Raw genomic sequence first — 15,306 nt, 5'->3', positions numbered from 1 at the left:
TGGGCTCGTGCCCTCTGCCTGTGTGAACAGGGCTGTTAGCGCAAGGTCTCCGCCCAGTTTGGCGGGACGCGTCCAGCCGGCCCCGGAGCCGGCTGGTCCGCCGGGTGGCTGGCCGGGGGAGCCAGGGCCGGGCCGGACCCCGACAGCTCGCTCGTCTCGAAGTTCCAGAACCAGTGTTCGCCCGGCTCGTAACTGGCGATCACCGGATGGCCGGTCTCCCGGAAGTGGCCGGTGGCGTGCTTGGCCGGGGAGTCGTCGCAGCAGCCGATGTGACCGCACTGGGCGCAGCGCCGCAGATGGAACCACCAGCCGCCGACGGCGTCGCACTCGACGCATCCGGCACCGCTGGGCGGGACGCTGGGGTCGATTCCGGTGTCCTTGGTCATGACGGCTCCTCGGCCGGGGCGGAGTCCCCGGCGGTGTCTGTGTCGTTGTCGGGGTCGACGGCTGTCAGAGGCAGCAGCACCTGGAAGCGGGTGTCGCCGGGCACGGACTCGACCTTCAGGTCGCCGTGGTGCTTGTTGACGACGATCCGCCAGGAGATGTCGAGCCCCAGCCCCGTGCCCTCGCCCACCGGTTTGGTGGTGAAGAAAGGGTCGAAGATCCGGCCGCGGATCTCCGCCGGCACCCCCGGGCCCGTGTCGCGGAACTCCACCAGCAGCCGGTCGTGCACCAGCGCCGTCCGTACGGTCAACGTGCCTTCGCCGCCCGCGCTGTTGATGGCGGAGACCGCGTTGTCGATCAGGTTCGTCCACACCTGGTTCAGCTCGGCGGGGTAGGCCGGAATCCGCGGCACCGAACGGTCGTACTCCTTCACGACCTTGACGAGCGAACCGAACTTGCCGGACAGCATCAGCAGGGTGCTGTCGAGGAGTTCGTGCACGTCGGCCACCTGGTAGGGCGCGCGGTCGAGTTGCGAGTACTGCTTGGCGGCGTCGACGAGGTGCGAGATACGGGTGGTGGAGTCCTCGATCTCCGTCATCAACAGCTCGGTCTCGACCGTGTAGTTGAGCCAGCCGATGGCGTTCGGGAGCATGTCGTCGTCAACGGCCGCCGCGACCTGCTCCAGCCAGTCGACGTCGAGACCGCCCTGGACGAAGGTCGGCGCGATCTGCCAGCCGCCCTGGACGCCGTGGTCGTCGAGCCAGTCGGCGAGTTCGTCCTCCCGGTCGGACGCTTCGAGCGGGCTCAGCGCCTGCGCCTTGGCGACCCGCTCGGCCGTCCGCTCCTGGATGGCGACCAGGCTCTTCAGGGAGTCGCCCTGGTACGGGCCCGAGGCGATGATCCCGAGCTTGTGGCGCATGTGCGCGACCCGGTCCCGGAGCGAGGAGGTGGCCCGTACGGCCGCGGCGGCCGGGTTGTTGAGTTCATGGGTGAGGCCGGCGGACAACGAGCCCAGCGCCAGTAGCCGTTCGCGCTGTCCGATGGCCCGCTGGGTGTTCTGCGAACCGAGGAACAGCCCCTCCAGGAGATGGACCGCCATCGGGAACCACTCGTGCATGATGTCGGCGAACGAGTCGGCGGGCAGCACGAAGAACCGGGTCGGTTCCGGGACCCGCAGCGAGTTCCGGTAGACCTGTGGCTTCCGGTCCCCGAGATACGCCTGCACGGCCCCCGCGTACACCCCGGTCTGGGACGTGCGGCTCACCTCGACGTCGTCGCCGCCCACCCGGCGCGACATCACGACCGTGCCCTCGATCATCACGTAGAAGCACGTGGCCGGGTCGCCCTCGGCGAACACCGGTCCGGGGTCGAACAGTTCGACCCGCCCCTCGCCGCACAGCCTGCCGAGCTGCTCGGCGGTGAGCTTCTCGAACAGGAACAGCGCGCCGATCTCCGCCGGGCTGCACGGCATCAGCCGGCCGCTCACGACTGCTCCAGATACCGGTGTACGAGCATCACGGCCATGGCTCCCTCTCCGACGGCGGACGCGACCCGCTTGGCGGACTCCGCGCGGGCGTCCCCCGCGACGAACACGCCGGGGATGTTGGTCTCCAGGTGGTACGGCGGCCGGTCCAGCTCCCAGTCCGCCGGGGGCCGTCCGTCGGCGGTCAGGTCGGGCCCGGCCAGGATGAAGCCGCGCTCGTCGCGCAGCACCGTGCCGTCCAGCCAGTCGGTGAGCGGGGCCGCGCCGATGAACACGAACAGCCACTGCGCGTCGACCAGTTCGGTCTGCCCGCTCGCCGTGTCGCGCAACGTCAGCTGCTCCAGATGGTCGCCGCCGTGCGCGGCCTCGACGACCGTTGCGGCCCGCACCGAGATGTTCGGCGCCTCGGCGATCTGCTGGACCAGGTAGTGCGACATCGACGCGGTGAGATCCGCCCCGCGCACCAGCAGCGTGACCGACTTGGCGCCCCTGGACAGGTACATCGCCGCCTGCCCGGCCGAGTTGGCGCCGCCGACGATGTACACGTCGTGGCCCTGGCAGGAGGCGGCCTCGGTCAGCGCCGACCCGTAGAACACCCCGCAGCCCGACAGATCGGTGGCCCCGGGCGCCTCCAGCTGCCGGTACGACACACCGGTCGCCAGGATGACGCTGTGCGCGGCGATCGCGGACCCGTCCGCGAACCGCACGAGCCGCGCCGCACCGCTCACCTCAAGTCCGGTCACCTCGCGCGCGGAGAGGATCTCCGCGCCGAACTTCGTGGCCTGCCGCCGCGCCCGGTCGGTGAGCTGGGCGCCGGACACCCCGTCCGGGAACCCCAGGTAGTTCTCGATCCGCGAACTCTGCCCGGCCTGCCCACCGGTCGCCGACCGCTCCACGAGCACCGTCCGCAGCCCCTCGGAGGCCCCGTACACGGCCGCGCCGAGACCGGCGGGCCCGCCGCCGATGACGACCAGGTCGTAGAAGTCGGCCGTGGGCGTCGTAGCAAGCCCCACCTGCGCGGCCAGCTCCGGCACCTCCGGCTCGACGAGCGGCGTACCGTCCGGCGTGATCACGACCGGCAGCCGCTGCCCGTCCTCACCGCAGGCCGCCAGCAGCCGCTGCCCCTCGGGCTCCTCGGTGGAGTACCAGCGGTACGGCACCTGGTTGCGGGCCAGGAACTCCCGTACGTCCGACGACCGCGCCGACCACCGGTGCCCGACCACCTTGGTGCTCGGCACCGGCCGGAAGTCACTGCACCGCCACGCCTCCAGGAGATCGTCGAGCACCGGATAGAGCTTCTCCTCCGGCGGATCCCAGGGCTTGAGGAGGTAGTGGTCGAGGTCGACGACGTTGATCGCGTCGATCGCCGCGTTGGTGTCCGCGTACGCGGTCAGCAACACGCGCCGGGCGCCCGGATAGACGTCCAGGGCCTGTTCGAGGAACTCGATGCCGTTCATCTGCGGCATCCGGTAGTCGGCCAGGATCACCGCCACCAGATCACCGCGCAACTTCAGCTCCCGCAACGCGTCCAGCGCGGACTCGCCGGACTCCGCGCGCACGATGCGATACGACTCGCCGTAGCGCCGCCGCAGGTCACGGGCGACGGCCCGGGACACCCCGGGGTCGTCGTCCACGGTCATGATGACGGTCCGCGCTGCGTCCGCGGCCTGTGCCATACGTCTCCCACCCCGAGCGGTCGGATTCACCGGGCGGCGTCACCGGTGCGGCGCGCCGCCTCCGCCCCATCGTATGTTCGACGGCCCCGCTTCGCTCCGGTTCGGCTCCCCGGCGCGACCGGGTCCGCCGTGTCCACGATCACCTGTTCCCACTCCGAAGTCGGGGGCACACGGTAGGGGAGACTGGGCCCGGTACGCATGATCACGACACGGAGGGAACCGTATGACGCGCCCGATCACGGCAGGGGTGGACGGAACGCCCGAAAGTCACGCGGCCCTGGACTGGGCGGCCCGCGAGTCCGTACGCCGGAACCTCACGCTGCGCGTGCTGCACGCCTGGCAGCTGGTGCCGGACCAGGCGTTCGGGGCCGCTTCCCGGGAGACCCATGACGCGTGGGTGCGGGAGGGCGTGGACGAGGCCGCGCGGACCGTTGCCGAACGGCATCCCGAGCTGGACGTCACCGTCGACGTGATCGAGGGCAGTACGACGCACACCCTCGCCGAGGCCGCCGCGGAATCCGAGCTGCTGGTGCTCGGCTCCCGTGGACACGGGGTCCTCGTCGGGTTCCTGCTCGGCTCCGTCGGGCAGCACGTGATCGCCGAGTCCACGCGGCCCGTGGTGCTCGTACGGGCGGAGGACCGTGCCTCCGACGAGGCCGGCGGGCGCGAGGTCGTCGTGGGGCAGCACGGCGACCCGGAGGAGAGCGCGCCGGTCCTCCGGTTCGCGTTCGAGGCCGCGGCGGCTCGCGGCGCCTCCGTCCGCGCCGTCCGGGCGTGGAGCCTGCCGCCGCTGTTCGCGTACAGCCCGGGCTCGCTGAAGCTCCTCGACGAGGCCGGCGGCATGGAACCGTACGAGAAGAACGCGCTCGCCGCCGCGCTGGAACCCTGGATCGAACGCTTCCCCGATGTACCCGTCACGCAGCACGTGGAGATGGGCAGCGCGGGCGAGGTGCTGCTGTCGGTGGCCTCGCGGGCGCAGCTGCTGGTCGTCGGGCGGCGCGCCCGCCGCTCGGCCGTGGGCGCGCGGATCGGCTCGGTCGCCCACGGCGTACTGCACCACGCGCGCTGCCCGGTGGCCGTCGTACCGCACGAGTGACTCAGGCGGGCGGCGCCGCTTCCTCGTCCGTCGGCAGGGGCAGCGACTGGCGGGCCTTGGGCAGGATGTTCGCGATGTAGTCCTTGACCGCCTCGTCCAGGCCGATGTCGTGCTGCGCCCGCTCGGACAGGTACCAGCGGTGTTCCAGGAGCTGGTGGTAGATCTCGGCCGGGTCCACGTTGCCGCGCAGTTCGCGCGGCACCTCGCGCACGGTCGGCCGGAACACCTCCCGTACCCAGCGGTGCGCGAGCACCTCCGGGCTGGCGCCGAGGGGGTCGCCCGGCTCGTAGTCGTCCTGGGTGGCCATCCAGCTCTCCAGGTCGCTGAGGAGCCGCCGTGCCTGGTTCTCCTCGGTGTCGAGCCCGGTCAGCCGCAGCAGCTGCCGCTGGTGGTGGCCCGCGTCGACGACCTTCGGTACGAAGGTGACCGTGTCACCGTTCGAGGAGTGCTGGATCTGCATCTCGGCCACGTCGAAGCCGAGTTCGTTGAGGCGTCGGATGCGGCGCTCGATGTAGTGGTACTTGCCCGCTGGATAGACGGAGGTGCGGGTCAGCTCCTGCCAGAGCCGCTGGTAGCGGGCGCAGATCTCCATGCCGAACTCGATCGGGTCCACGGAGGGGTGCAGCGCCCCGGACGCCTCCAGGTCCAGCAGTTCACCGCTGATGTTGACGCGGGCGAGGTCGAGGTCGTACTCGCGCTGCCCGTCGCTGAGCTGCGGGTGCAGATCGCCGGTCTCGGCGTCGACCAGGTAGGCGGCGTACGCGCCCGCGTCGCGCCGGAAGAGGGTGTTGGAGAGGGAGCAGTCGCCCCAGGCGAAACCGGCGAGGTGGAGCCGGACCAGCAGGACCGCCAGCGCGTCCATCAGACGGTGCATGGTGGCCGGGCGCATCGTCGTCTCGAACATCGAGCGGTACGGCATCGAGCCGCCGAGGTGCCGGGTGATCAGCACCGGCTCCAGGGCGTCGCCGTCATCGTCCACGCGCCCGGTGACCACGGCCAGGGGGTCCACGGCCGGGATACCGAGCCGGTCCAGGTCCACCAGCAGCTCGTACTCGCGCAGGGCCGGGCGCTCCGCCAGTTCCTTGACGGCGATCACCTCGTCGCCGGCGCGGGCGTAGCGCACGACGTGCCGGGAGATACCGCGCGGCAGCGGAACGAGGTAGCGGTCGGGCCACTCCTCCAGAGGGAGGTGCCAGGGCAGTTCGAGCAGCAGTACGGGGTGCTCGGGGTTGGTGGCGCTGATCTGCAATGCCATGGCTTGACCGTTCTCGTTCGTTCTCGTCCCGCCGGTGATCGTCAGCTCACTCTAGAACGCCCCTTCACTTGGCCCGTTCCCGCGCCTGCCCGGCCGCCTCCCGCACGCTGCCTTGGTGCACGGGACCATGGCCGGGGAGTACGACGTCGGCCGCGAGTCCCTCCAGCAGGTCCAGCGAGGCCACCGCACGCGCACGCTCCCGGTGGAACATGTCGGGCAGCAGCTGCGGGCCCTTCAGCCGGGACGTCGGGTGTCCGCTGACCAGGGCGTCGCCCGAGATCACGACCCCGGCGTCGGGCAGGTGGAAGGCACAGTGCCCGTCGGTGTGCCCGGGCGTGTGCACGGGGACGGGCCCGCCCGGCAGGTCGAGCGCCTCCGGGAACGGCTGCGGCTCGATGACCGGCACCTGCGCCGTACCGCCGGAGCGGATCGCGTGCACCGCCCACGGCAGTACGCCGGGCCGCCACCCGTTCCTCAGCACGTCCCCGACGCTCACCTGGTGCAGGAAGTCCCGCCGCGCGTGTGGCACTTCGGCCTCGTGCGTGAGCACCGGCGTGCCGTACGTGGAGCGCAGGTACTCGGCCGAGCCGATGTGGTCGTTGTGCGCGTGCGTCACGAGTATCGCCGCGACCGCCTCCGGTGAACTCCCCACCTGGGACAGCGAGTCGAGCACCAGCTGCCGGTCCCCGGGATACCCCGTGTCGATCAGGGTGACGGCGTCCCCCTCGCTGAGGATCACCCAGTTGGTGTTGCTTCCGTGCACGAGGTAAATGCCATCGGCGACTTGCTGGACGTCTGCCCGCATGATCTTCCCGTTCTGCTGTTCGCTGCCGGACGACGCACAGCAAAGCAGACGGCGTCGGAGTGGATCACCACCGGGCGGGCCCCCGCTGTCCTACTGCACCCCGTGCGGCCGGAACTGGACGCTGATCCGCGGACCCGTGGCCCGTGCGCTCTTGGGCACGGCGTGCTCCCAGGTCCGCTGACAGGACCCGCCCATCACGATCAGGTCCCCGTGCCCCAGCGGACGCCGTACGGTCTCGCCGCCGCGCATCGGCCGCAGCAGCAGGTCGCGCGGTGCGCCCACGGAGAGGATCGCGACCATGGTGTCCTCCCGCGCACCACGCCCGAACCGGTCCCCGTGCCAGGCGACACTGTCCCGTCCGTCGCGGTAGTAGCAGAGCCCGGCGGTGGTGAACGGCTCCCCGAGTTCGGCGGCGTAGTGCGCGCCGAGCGCGTCCCGCGCGCGGGCCAGCACCGGGTGCGGCAGCTCGTCCCCCTCGCCGTAGAAGGCCAGCAGCCGGGGTACGTCCACGACCTGGTCGTACATCTTGCGGCGCTCGGCCCGCCAGGGGACCTCGGCGGCCAGCTGTTCGAACAGGGCGTCGGCGCCGCTCAGCCAGCCGGGCAGTCCGTCGATCCAGGCGCCGTGACCGAGCGGTGTACGGCGCATCCCGGTCAGCGCGCCCAGCCGCAGCTCGTCGGTCTGGTCGAAGAGGGAACCCTGGAGGTGCGCGGTCATGGCACCAGCGTACTCCGCTATTCGAATGGGTGTTCCTATTTAGGTGTGGCGGAATCTCGTCCCTCCCGACCCCTTTGGATGCATCGATGTATCGGATACATTCCCGTATCGAACGGAGGGCCGGGCATGGCGGTCGAGGGAACGACAGGGCGGGTGACCAAACGGCGCGTGCGGACGCGCGCCAATCTGCTGGAGGCCGCGTTCGCGGTGTTCGCCGCGAAGGGGTTCGGGCGGGTCTCCATCGAGGAGGTCTGTGAGGCCGCCGGCTACAGCAGAGGCGCCTTCTACTCGAACTTCGACAGCCTCGACGAGCTGTTCTTCGCCCTTTACGGGGAGCGCGCCGGTCTGATCGCCGACCAGGTCGCGGGCGCGCTCGCCCTGGACGGCCCGGACCTCGATGTGCCCGCCGCCGTCGACCGGGTCACCGAGGTCCTGCTGCTCGACCTGGACTGGCTGCTGGTCAAGACCGACTTCCTGGTCCACGCCGCCAGGTCCCCAGCCGTCGCCCAGACCCTCCTGGAGCACCGCGAACGCCTCCGGGGAGCCATCGCGGACCGGCTCGCCCGGGCCACCGGACACACCGAACTGCCCGCCGTACTCGGCGACGCCGAGGGCGCCGCCCACGCGGTGATCGCCGCCTACGACGGTGTCACCACCCAACTGCTGCTCGACAAGGACGTCGAGCACGCGCGCGCGTGGCTGAAGCAGCTGCTCACCGCACTGCTCACCCACGGCAGCGACAACCCGGCCGCGCGCAGCGGCGGATGAGAAAGGGAACGGTCGCCATGGATGCGGACGTCATCGTCGTCGGAGCCGGCCTCGCCGGACTGGTCGCGGCGCACGAGCTGACCAGCAAGGGCCGGCGGGTCGCGCTCGTCGACCAGGAGAACGCCGCCAACCTCGGCGGGCAGGCCTTCTGGTCCTTCGGCGGGCTGTTCCTCGTCGACTCGCCGGAACAGCGGCGCGTCGGCATCAAGGACTCCTTCGACCTCGCCTGGAGCGACTGGCAGGGCAGCGCCCAGTTCGACCGCGTCGACGACGAGGACTCCTGGGCGGTCAAATGGGCGCGCGCCTATGTCGAGTTCGCGGCGGGGGAGAAGCGGTCCTGGCTCGCCGGGCACGGCATCTCGTTCCTGCCGACGGTCGGCTGGGCGGAACGCGGCGACCTGCGCGCCCACGGCCACGGCAACTCCGTACCGCGCTTCCACGTCTCCTGGGGCACCGGCACCGGAGTCGTCGAGCCGTTCGTGCTCAGCGCCAAGCAGGCCTCCCGCGCGGGGCTGCTGACCTTCTACCACCGCCACCAGGTCGACGAGCTCGTCGTCACGGACGGCGCCGTGCGCGGGGTACGCGGCACGGTCCTCGCCGAGGACACCTCACCGCGCGGAGTGGCGTCCAACCGCGACCGGATCGGCGACTTCGAACTCACCGCCCAGGCCGTGATCGTCACCACCGGCGGCATCGGCGCCAACCACGACATCGTGCGCCAGTACTGGCCCGAGCGGCTCGGCACGGCACCGGCCAACATGGTGACCGGCGTGCCCGCCTACGTCGACGGCCGCATGCTCGACATCAGCGCCGAGGCCGGAGTCCGGCTGGTCAACCGCGACCGCATGTGGCACTACACCGAGGGCATCCAGAACTGGAACCCGATCTGGCCCGGCCATGGCATCCGCATCCTGCCCGGCCCCTCCTCCATGTGGTTCGACGCACTGGGCCGTCGCCTCCCGGACCCCTGCCTGCCCGGGTACGACACCCTCGGCACCCTCAAGTACCTGCGCACCACCGAGGATCTCGCCGAGCACGACCACTCCTGGTTCATCCTCACCCAGCGGATCATCGAGAAGGAGTTCGCGCTGTCGGGCTCCGAGCAGAACCCCGACATCACGGCCAAGAACCGCAAGGCGTTCCTCAAGGAACGCATCCTCGGCAAGGGCGCCCCCGGCCCGGTGGCCGACTTCGTGAAGCACGGCGCGGACTTCGTGGTCGCCGACAACCTCGACCGACTCATCGGCAAGATGAACGGGTTGACCGACAAGCCGCTCCTCGACACGGCCCAGGTGCGCCGCCAGATCGAGGCCCGCGACCTCCAGATCGCCAACCCGTACAGCAAGGACGCCCAGATCCAGGGCATCCGCAACTCCCGCCGCTACATCGGCGACCGGCTCGGCCGCACGGCCACCCCGCACCGCATCCTCGACCCCGAGGCGGGCCCGCTCATCGGCGTCAAGTTGCACACCCTCACCCGCAAGACCCTCGGCGGCATCCAGACGGACCTCGACTCCCGCGCACTGGGCGCGACGGGCGAACCCGTCGAGGGCCTGTACGCGGCCGGCGAGGTGGCGGGCTTCGGCGGCGGTGGCGTGCACGGCTACAACGCCCTGGAGGGCACCTTCCTCGGCGGCTGCCTCTTCTCGGGCCGCGCGGCAGGACGGGCGGCGGCGCGGGCGACGGCCTAGGGTCCGTCGCCGGACGTCAGCAGTTCGACCAGTACCGAAGCATGGCTCCGCTCAAGGGACTTGGTGGCGCTCACGAGCGTCACCGGGCCCTTGGCAGCCAGTTCACGCAGTGCGTCGAGGGGTTCGGCCGCCTCCGGTGCGGCCAGCTCCGCCTCGTACCGGCGCCGGAACTCCTCGTACGCGTCGGTCTCTTGGGCGTGGTACCAGCGGCGCAGCTCGGTGGACGGGGTGAGCGCCTTCGGCCACTCGTCGACCTGCGCCGCGTCCTTGGACAGGCCGCGCGGCCACAGCCGGTCGACCAGGACGCGTACGCCGTCGTCCGGCTCGGGAGGGTCGTAGACACGGCGGACGCGGACGGTCACGAGCGGCCTCCGGCGGGGGAGATACGGGTTCACTGGCCGAAAGAATGATGCGACCGGTCGCCGGGGCTCGCAACTTGACCAAAAGGAGGAGGATTCCGTGCGGTGGCGCCTCTAGGGTGAAAAGCCTGAAGATGATCAGACCGAACACCGTAGGAGCTAGCGTGAGACCCCCCAGGAAGTACTCCGGCACACGCACCGCGGTCCTCCGCCGGGACGCCGTCCTCGCGACCGTGCCCGTCGCCCTCGCGGCCCTGCTGGCCGCCGCAGGACCGGCGGGAGCCGCGACGAGCGGCACCTCCGGTGTCGGGGACCCGTACTTCCCGCTGTCCGGAAACGGCGGCTATCACGTCGGCCACTACGACCTGAACCTCCGCTACGACCCCACCAGCCGCCGCCTCGACGGCAGGGCCGTGCTCACCGTCCGCGCCACCCAGAAGCTGACCCGCTTCAACCTCGACCTCAGCGGCCTGAAGGTCACCGCCCTCACCGTCGACCGCGTCAAGGCGGGTTTCCGGCGCTCCGGGCAGGAACTGATCGTCAGCCCGCGCCGCGCCCTGAACAAGAACCAGACCTTCCAGGTCGCCGTCACCTACTCCGGCGTCCCGAAGACGGTCATCGACCCGGACGGCTCGAAGGACGGCTGGATCCCCACCGACGACGGCGTGTTCGTCGCCGGGGAGCCGCAGGGCTCCATGAGCTGGTTCCCCGGCAACAACCACCCCAAGGACAAGTCTTCGTACGACTTCACGATCACCGTCCCCCAGGGGCGCACCGCGGTCGCCAACGGCGTCTTCCTGGGCCAGAGGACCGCGGGCGGCAAGTCCACCTTCCGCTGGCGCCAGTCCGAGCCGATGGCCTCCTATCTGGCCACGGCCACCGTCGGCAGGTTCAAGGTCGAGCAGTACACCACCCGGAACGGCATCAAGGTCTACAACGCCGTCGATCCCCGCGAGGCCACCGCCGCCGCGCCCGTGCTGAAGAAGCTGCCGTCCGTCCTGGAGTGGGAGGCCAAGCTCTTCGGTCCCTACCCGTACAAGGCCGCCGGAGCCATCGTCGACCGCGCCCCGCAGGTCGGCTTCGCCCTGGAGACGCAGACCCGTCCCGTGTACGACCAGGCACCCGACCTGAGCACCCTCGTCCACGAGAGCGCGCACCAGTGGTTCGGCGACTCCGTCACCCTCACCAGCTGGAAGGACATCTGGCTCAACGAGGGCTTCGCGACCTACACGGAGTGGCTGTACGCGGAACAGCACGGCGGCCCGAGCGCCCAGAAGACCTTCGACGGCCTGTACGCCACGGCGGCCGACGACGACCTGTGGTCGTTCCCGCCCGCCGCTCCGGGCAGCGGCGCGAACATCTTCGGCAGTCCCGTCTACGAGCGCGGCGCCATGGCCCTGCACAAGCTCCGCCAAGCGGTCGGTGACACGGCGTTCTTCAAGATCCTGCGCACCTGGGCCGCCCAGCACCGCAACGGCCACGGCACGACCGCTCAGTTCACCGCCCTCGCCGAGCGCGTCTCCGGCAAGGACCTGGACCCGCTGTTCAAGACCTGGATCGGCACCAAGGGCAAGCCGTCCGCTCCGTAGCACCGCCGGACAGTTGGAGGCGTCACTGCTCGCGCATGCCCCACGGCGAGCCGTACGCCTCCAGCAGGTCCAGGAAGGGACGGGCCGGGAACGCCTCCGGGCCGAGGACTCCCGAGCCGGTCCAGGCGCCGGTGGCGACGAGTTCCAGGGCGACGACCGGATTGACGGCCGTCTGCCACACCACCGCCTGGGAGCCGTACTCCGCCATGGACCACTGGTTGTCGACCACGTGGTACAGGTACACCTCGCGCGGCGCCCCGTCCTTCGTGCCCTTGACCCACGTGCCCGCGCACGTCTTGCCGTGCATGCGCTCGCCCAGCGTCGCCGGGTCGGGCAGACAGGCGGCGACGACGTCCCGGGGCGACACGGCGACCGGTCCTGAGGCGCTCGGGACGGTCACGGGGTCGGTGCGGTCCAGGCCGAGCAGGTGCAGCGTCTTGAGGGTCTGGATGAACTCGTCGCCCAGGCCGTACTTGAAGGTGACGCGGCGTGCGTCGATCCAGCGCGGCACGAGCAGCACCTCCTCGTGCTCCACGTTCACGCACTCCACCGGGCCGATGCCCTCGGGGAAGTCGAACACCTCCGGCTCGCTGAAGGGTTCCGTGGTGAACCAGCCCCGGCCGGACTCGTAGACGACCGGCGGGTTGAGGCACTCCTCGATCGTCGTCCAGATGCTGAAGGACGGCGCGAAGTCGTAGCCGTCGACGGTGAGGTTGGCTCCGTCGCGGATGCCGATCTCCTCGATCTCGTCGAAGAGTTCGTCGGCGGCGTGCCGGGCGAACACATCGGACATGCCCGGTTCCACGCCCATCCCGACGATGGCCAGAGCGCCCGCCTTCGCCCACTCGTCCGCCGCCGCGAACTGCTCGTCGCCGAGCTTCACCCCGCACACCTCGTACGGCCGCTCGGCATCCGGGCGCGACAGGGACATCGCCATGTCGACATAGGTGGCCCCGGCGGCGCGGGCCGCGCGGAACAGCGGCATCACGAAGCGCGGGTCCGTCGCGTTGAGCAGCACATCGCACTCGTGCCGGGCCAGCAGCTCCGCCACCGCGCCCTCGTCGGACGCGTCGACCCGCTCCGCCACGAACCGGTCCCCGTCCCCGACCGCCTCGACCGCAGCCTCGGCCCGCGCCGGGTCGTAGTCGGCCACGACCATCCGGTCGAAGAAGGAGCGACGGGCGGCGATCCGGGTGATCGCGGTCCCCACCCCGCCGGCGCCCACGAGCAGCACACGCATGGCAGAACTCCCTGTTTGCGAAGGTTTCGAAGGATCAGGTGGTTACGGCGGTTCCGATGCCGTTGTCCGCCGATCCAACGCCCTGCCCTCGTCTAAGGTCAATGGCGTTGGCATAAGACCCCGCGAACGGACCACGAACGAACCACGGAGGCGAGCGACCATGCCGAAACCGGTGGTACCGGAGGAGAAACGACGGCGCCGACGCCCCACCAGAAGCGGCACCGTGCTGTCCGAGCGGCTGATCGTCGACACCGCCCTGCGCATGCTCCGCGAACACGGCAGCGCCGGCCTCACCGCCCGCCGCCTGGGCCTCGCCCTGGACGCCGACCCCAGCACCCTCTACCGCTACTTCCGCGGCATGGACGACCTCACCCTCGCCATCGGCGACGCCCTCATCGGCCAGGCCCTGCACGGCTGGCAACCGACGGGGGAGTGGTCGGCGGACCTGCGGGCCATCGGGCTGCGCATCCACGCCGTGTACGTCGGCCATCCGCAGGCCGCCGTCCTGACCGCCAGCCGAGTCACGGGCCGCGCCAACGAACTGGCCGCCGACGAGGCCATCCTCGACGTCCTGCGCACGGCAGGCTTCCCGCTGCCGGAGACGGTACGGATCTACCACGCCTTCATCGACCAGACGCTGGCCTTCGCCGCCCTCGACGCGGCCTCCCTGGCCCTGCCGCGCGCCAGCCTCACCGCCGACGAGGACATGTGGCGCTCGACCTATGCCCGCCTGCCCCGCAGCACCCACCCGCGTATCGCCGAGGCGGCCCCGCTGCTCGCCGCCCGCATGGTCGCCAGCGCCTATCCGACGGCCCTCGACATGCTGCTGGACAGCGCGGCCCGGACGCTCGCCGTGGAAGGCCCCGGCAGCCCCAGCGACACCTGTGATATTGAAAGCTGAGCCGATTGGATGTAACTAGCAACCAGGACATCAGTGGACCCCAGCGAGAGCAGTACCGGCAGCGACGAGGACTCCCAGCCGAAGACCCCCACGGACGAGCCCCGCCCGGCCGGACGCCGCTGGGCCATGGACACCCGGCCCCTGCGCCGCCCCGCCTACCGCCGCCTGTGGTCCTCGACCGCCGTCACCGCCGTAGGCAGCCAGCTCACCGCCGTCGCCGTGCCCAAACAGATCTACGACATCACCGGCTCCTCCGCCTGGGTCGGCTACGCGAGCCTCGCCGGACTCCTGCCCCTCGTCGTGTTCGCCCTCTGGGGCGGCGCGGTCGCCGACAGCATGGACCGCCGCAAGCTCCTGCTGATCACCAACACCGGCATCGCCGTCACCTCGCTGCTGTTCTGGATCCAGGCCCTCGTCGGCCTCGACTCGGTGGCGACCCTGATGATCCTGCTCGCCCTCCAGCAGGCCTTCTTCGGCCTGAACTCACCGGCCCGCAGCGCCGTCGTCGCCCAGCTGGTCCCCCAGGAGGAACTCGCCGCCGCCAACGCCCTCGGCACGACCGTCATGCAGACCGGCCTGGTCGCGGGCCCGCTGCTCGCCGGCACCCTCATACCCGTCATCGGCCTCGCCGAGCTGTATCTGATCGACGCGCTCGCCCTCTGCGTCACCCTGTGGTCCGTCGTACGGCTGCCCGCGCTCCCGCCGGGACCTGCGGCTACCCGGAAAGCGGGCGCGCGGGAGGTCCTGGCCGGATTCCGCTACATCGCCCTGCACACGGTGCTCCTGCTGTCCTTCCTCGCGGACATCGTCGCCATGGTCTTCGGCATGCCCCGTGCCCTGTTCCCGCAGCTCGCCGCCCAGACGTACGCCCCCTACGGGGAGGGACTCGCCCTGGGGCTGATGTTCGCGGCGATCCCCGTGGGCGCGGTGGTCGGCGGACTGTTCTCCGGCACGTTCTCCCGGGCGCGGCGGCACGGCTGGATGGTGATCGGCGCGGTCGTCGCCTGGGGGCTGGCGATCACGGGCTTCGGGCTGAGCACCAGCCTTTGGGTGGCGGTGGCGTTCCTGGTCGCCGCAGGGGTCGCCGACATGGTCTCCAGCGTCTTCCGGGTGGCGATCCTGCTGTCGGCGGCGACCGACGAGATGCGCGGCCGGATGCAGGGCGTCTTCACGGTGGTCGTCGTGGGCGGTCCCCGCCTCGCCGACCTGCTGCACGGCACCACGGCATCTGCTCTGGGCACCCGCACGGCCGTCGCTGGCGGCGGACTCCTGGTCGTCGCCGTCACCCTGGCCCTGGCGGCCGCGATGCCGGCGCTGCGCCGCTACCGCGTCTGAACACCGG

General features: G+C 71.0%; 14 protein-coding genes. 6 read left to right on the top strand and 8 right to left on the bottom strand.

What is annotated here, in order from left to right; genetic code table 11:
- Positions 1–35 precede the first annotated feature (35 nt).
- The 3 genes from OG787_RS02540 to OG787_RS02530 are packed head-to-tail and all read right to left on the bottom strand — an operon-like array spanning position 36 to position 3,543.
- On the bottom strand, positions 36–386 hold the full coding sequence (locus OG787_RS02540; RefSeq protein WP_369031197.1) for a UBP-type zinc finger domain-containing protein: 351 nt from the start codon (positions 384–386) through the stop codon (positions 36–38).
- Positions 383–1,870, bottom strand: a complete 1,488-nt coding sequence (locus tag OG787_RS02535) for an ATP-binding protein (protein ID WP_405534157.1) — start codon at positions 1,868–1,870, stop codon at positions 383–385. Before OG787_RS02535 ends, OG787_RS02540 begins: the two co-directional genes overlap by 4 nt.
- On the bottom strand, positions 1,867–3,543 hold the full coding sequence (locus OG787_RS02530; protein WP_369031199.1) for an FAD-dependent oxidoreductase: 1,677 nt from the start codon (positions 3,541–3,543) through the stop codon (positions 1,867–1,869). Before OG787_RS02530 ends, OG787_RS02535 begins: the two co-directional genes overlap by 4 nt.
- Before the next feature lie 223 nt (positions 3,544–3,766).
- Between OG787_RS02530 and OG787_RS02525 the strand changes: the two genes are divergently transcribed.
- Entirely contained in the window at positions 3,767–4,639 is an 873-nt protein-coding gene (locus OG787_RS02525) for a universal stress protein (protein WP_405534156.1), read from the top strand.
- Position 4,640: 1 nt separating this feature from the next.
- Here the strand turns inward: OG787_RS02525 and OG787_RS02520 are convergent, their stop codons facing one another.
- The 3 genes from OG787_RS02520 to OG787_RS02510 form a co-directional block, all read right to left on the bottom strand.
- On the bottom strand, positions 4,641–5,894 hold the full coding sequence (locus OG787_RS02520) for a DUF4032 domain-containing protein (protein WP_369031201.1): 1,254 nt from the start codon (positions 5,892–5,894) through the stop codon (positions 4,641–4,643).
- Between the two features lie 64 nt (positions 5,895–5,958).
- Positions 5,959–6,699 carry an MBL fold metallo-hydrolase gene (locus OG787_RS02515; protein WP_369031202.1) on the bottom strand — a complete coding sequence of 247 codons (741 nt, stop codon included), beginning with the start codon at positions 6,697–6,699 and terminating at the stop codon, positions 5,959–5,961.
- 90 nt (positions 6,700–6,789) lie between these two features.
- Entirely contained in the window at positions 6,790–7,416 is a 627-nt protein-coding gene (locus OG787_RS02510) for an alpha-ketoglutarate-dependent dioxygenase AlkB (protein WP_369031203.1), read from the bottom strand.
- Positions 7,417–7,542: 126 nt separating this feature from the next.
- Here OG787_RS02510 and OG787_RS02505 point away from each other — a divergent pair, with 126 nt between their 5' ends.
- Both OG787_RS02505 and OG787_RS02500 read left to right on the top strand, forming a co-directional pair.
- A complete protein-coding gene (locus OG787_RS02505) occupies positions 7,543–8,184 on the top strand; it encodes a TetR/AcrR family transcriptional regulator (protein ID WP_369031204.1) in 642 nt (213 codons plus the stop codon).
- A gap of 17 nt (positions 8,185–8,201) precedes the next feature.
- A complete protein-coding gene (locus OG787_RS02500; protein WP_405534155.1) occupies positions 8,202–9,875 on the top strand; it encodes an FAD-binding dehydrogenase in 1,674 nt (557 codons plus the stop codon).
- Here the strand turns inward: OG787_RS02500 and OG787_RS02495 are convergent.
- Positions 9,872–10,237 carry a DUF488 domain-containing protein gene (locus tag OG787_RS02495; protein ID WP_405534154.1) on the bottom strand — a complete coding sequence of 122 codons (366 nt, stop codon included), beginning with the start codon at positions 10,235–10,237 and terminating at the stop codon, positions 9,872–9,874. The genes OG787_RS02500 and OG787_RS02495 overlap by 4 nt on opposite strands.
- Positions 10,238–10,368: 131 nt before the next feature.
- On the opposite strand from OG787_RS02495, the gene OG787_RS02490 reads away from it, so the two are divergent.
- Positions 10,369–11,823, top strand: a complete 1,455-nt coding sequence (locus OG787_RS02490) for a M1 family metallopeptidase (protein WP_405534153.1) — start codon at positions 10,369–10,371, stop codon at positions 11,821–11,823.
- A 22-nt stretch (positions 11,824–11,845) separates the two neighbouring features.
- Here OG787_RS02490 and OG787_RS02485 read toward each other — a convergent pair whose 3' ends face one another.
- A complete protein-coding gene (locus OG787_RS02485) occupies positions 11,846–13,063 on the bottom strand; it encodes a saccharopine dehydrogenase family protein (protein ID WP_369031208.1) in 1,218 nt (405 codons plus the stop codon).
- Positions 13,064–13,223: 160 nt separating this feature from the next.
- Between OG787_RS02485 and OG787_RS02480 the strand changes: the two genes are divergently transcribed.
- Positions 13,224–13,964, top strand: coding sequence for a TetR/AcrR family transcriptional regulator (locus tag OG787_RS02480; protein ID WP_405534152.1), 741 nt, complete (start codon positions 13,224–13,226; stop codon positions 13,962–13,964).
- Between the two features lie 33 nt (positions 13,965–13,997).
- Positions 13,998–15,299: an MFS transporter gene (locus tag OG787_RS02475; protein ID WP_405534151.1), complete on the top strand. Its 1,302-nt coding sequence runs from the start codon at positions 13,998–14,000 to the stop codon at positions 15,297–15,299.
- The last annotated feature ends 7 nt before the right edge of the window (positions 15,300–15,306 follow it).

Source organism: Streptomyces sp. NBC_00075 (assembly GCF_045041225.1).
GTDB lineage: Bacteria > Actinomycetota > Actinomycetes > Streptomycetales > Streptomycetaceae > Streptomyces > Streptomyces adonidis.
This window is presented reverse-complemented; position numbering and strand designations above follow the sequence as displayed.

What these genes read in the sequence shown, in the direction of transcription:
- OG787_RS02515 (WP_369031202.1), bottom strand. Translation starts at nt 6,699, where the DNA reads ATGCGGGCAGACGTCCAGCAAGTCGCCGATGGCATTTACCTCGTGCAC.
- OG787_RS02520 (WP_369031201.1), bottom strand. Translation starts at nt 5,894, where the DNA reads ATGGCATTGCAGATCAGCGCCACCAACCCCGAGCACCCCGTACTGCTG.
- OG787_RS02540 (WP_369031197.1), bottom strand. Translation starts at nt 386, where the DNA reads ATGACCAAGGACACCGGAATCGACCCCAGCGTCCCGCCCAGCGGTGCC.
- OG787_RS02530 (WP_369031199.1), bottom strand. Translation starts at nt 3,543, where the DNA reads ATGGCACAGGCCGCGGACGCAGCGCGGACCGTCATCATGACCGTGGAC.
- OG787_RS02480 (WP_405534152.1), top strand. Translation starts at nt 13,224, where the DNA reads ATGCCGAAACCGGTGGTACCGGAGGAGAAACGACGGCGCCGACGCCCC.
- OG787_RS02505 (WP_369031204.1), top strand. Translation starts at nt 7,543, where the DNA reads ATGGCGGTCGAGGGAACGACAGGGCGGGTGACCAAACGGCGCGTGCGG.
- OG787_RS02510 (WP_369031203.1), bottom strand. Translation starts at nt 7,416, where the DNA reads ATGACCGCGCACCTCCAGGGTTCCCTCTTCGACCAGACCGACGAGCTG.
- OG787_RS02525 (WP_405534156.1), top strand. Translation starts at nt 3,767, where the DNA reads ATGACGCGCCCGATCACGGCAGGGGTGGACGGAACGCCCGAAAGTCAC.
- OG787_RS02490 (WP_405534153.1), top strand. Translation starts at nt 10,369, where the DNA reads ATGATCAGACCGAACACCGTAGGAGCTAGCGTGAGACCCCCCAGGAAG.
- OG787_RS02500 (WP_405534155.1), top strand. Translation starts at nt 8,202, where the DNA reads ATGGATGCGGACGTCATCGTCGTCGGAGCCGGCCTCGCCGGACTGGTC.
- OG787_RS02485 (WP_369031208.1), bottom strand. Translation starts at nt 13,063, where the DNA reads ATGCGTGTGCTGCTCGTGGGCGCCGGCGGGGTGGGGACCGCGATCACC.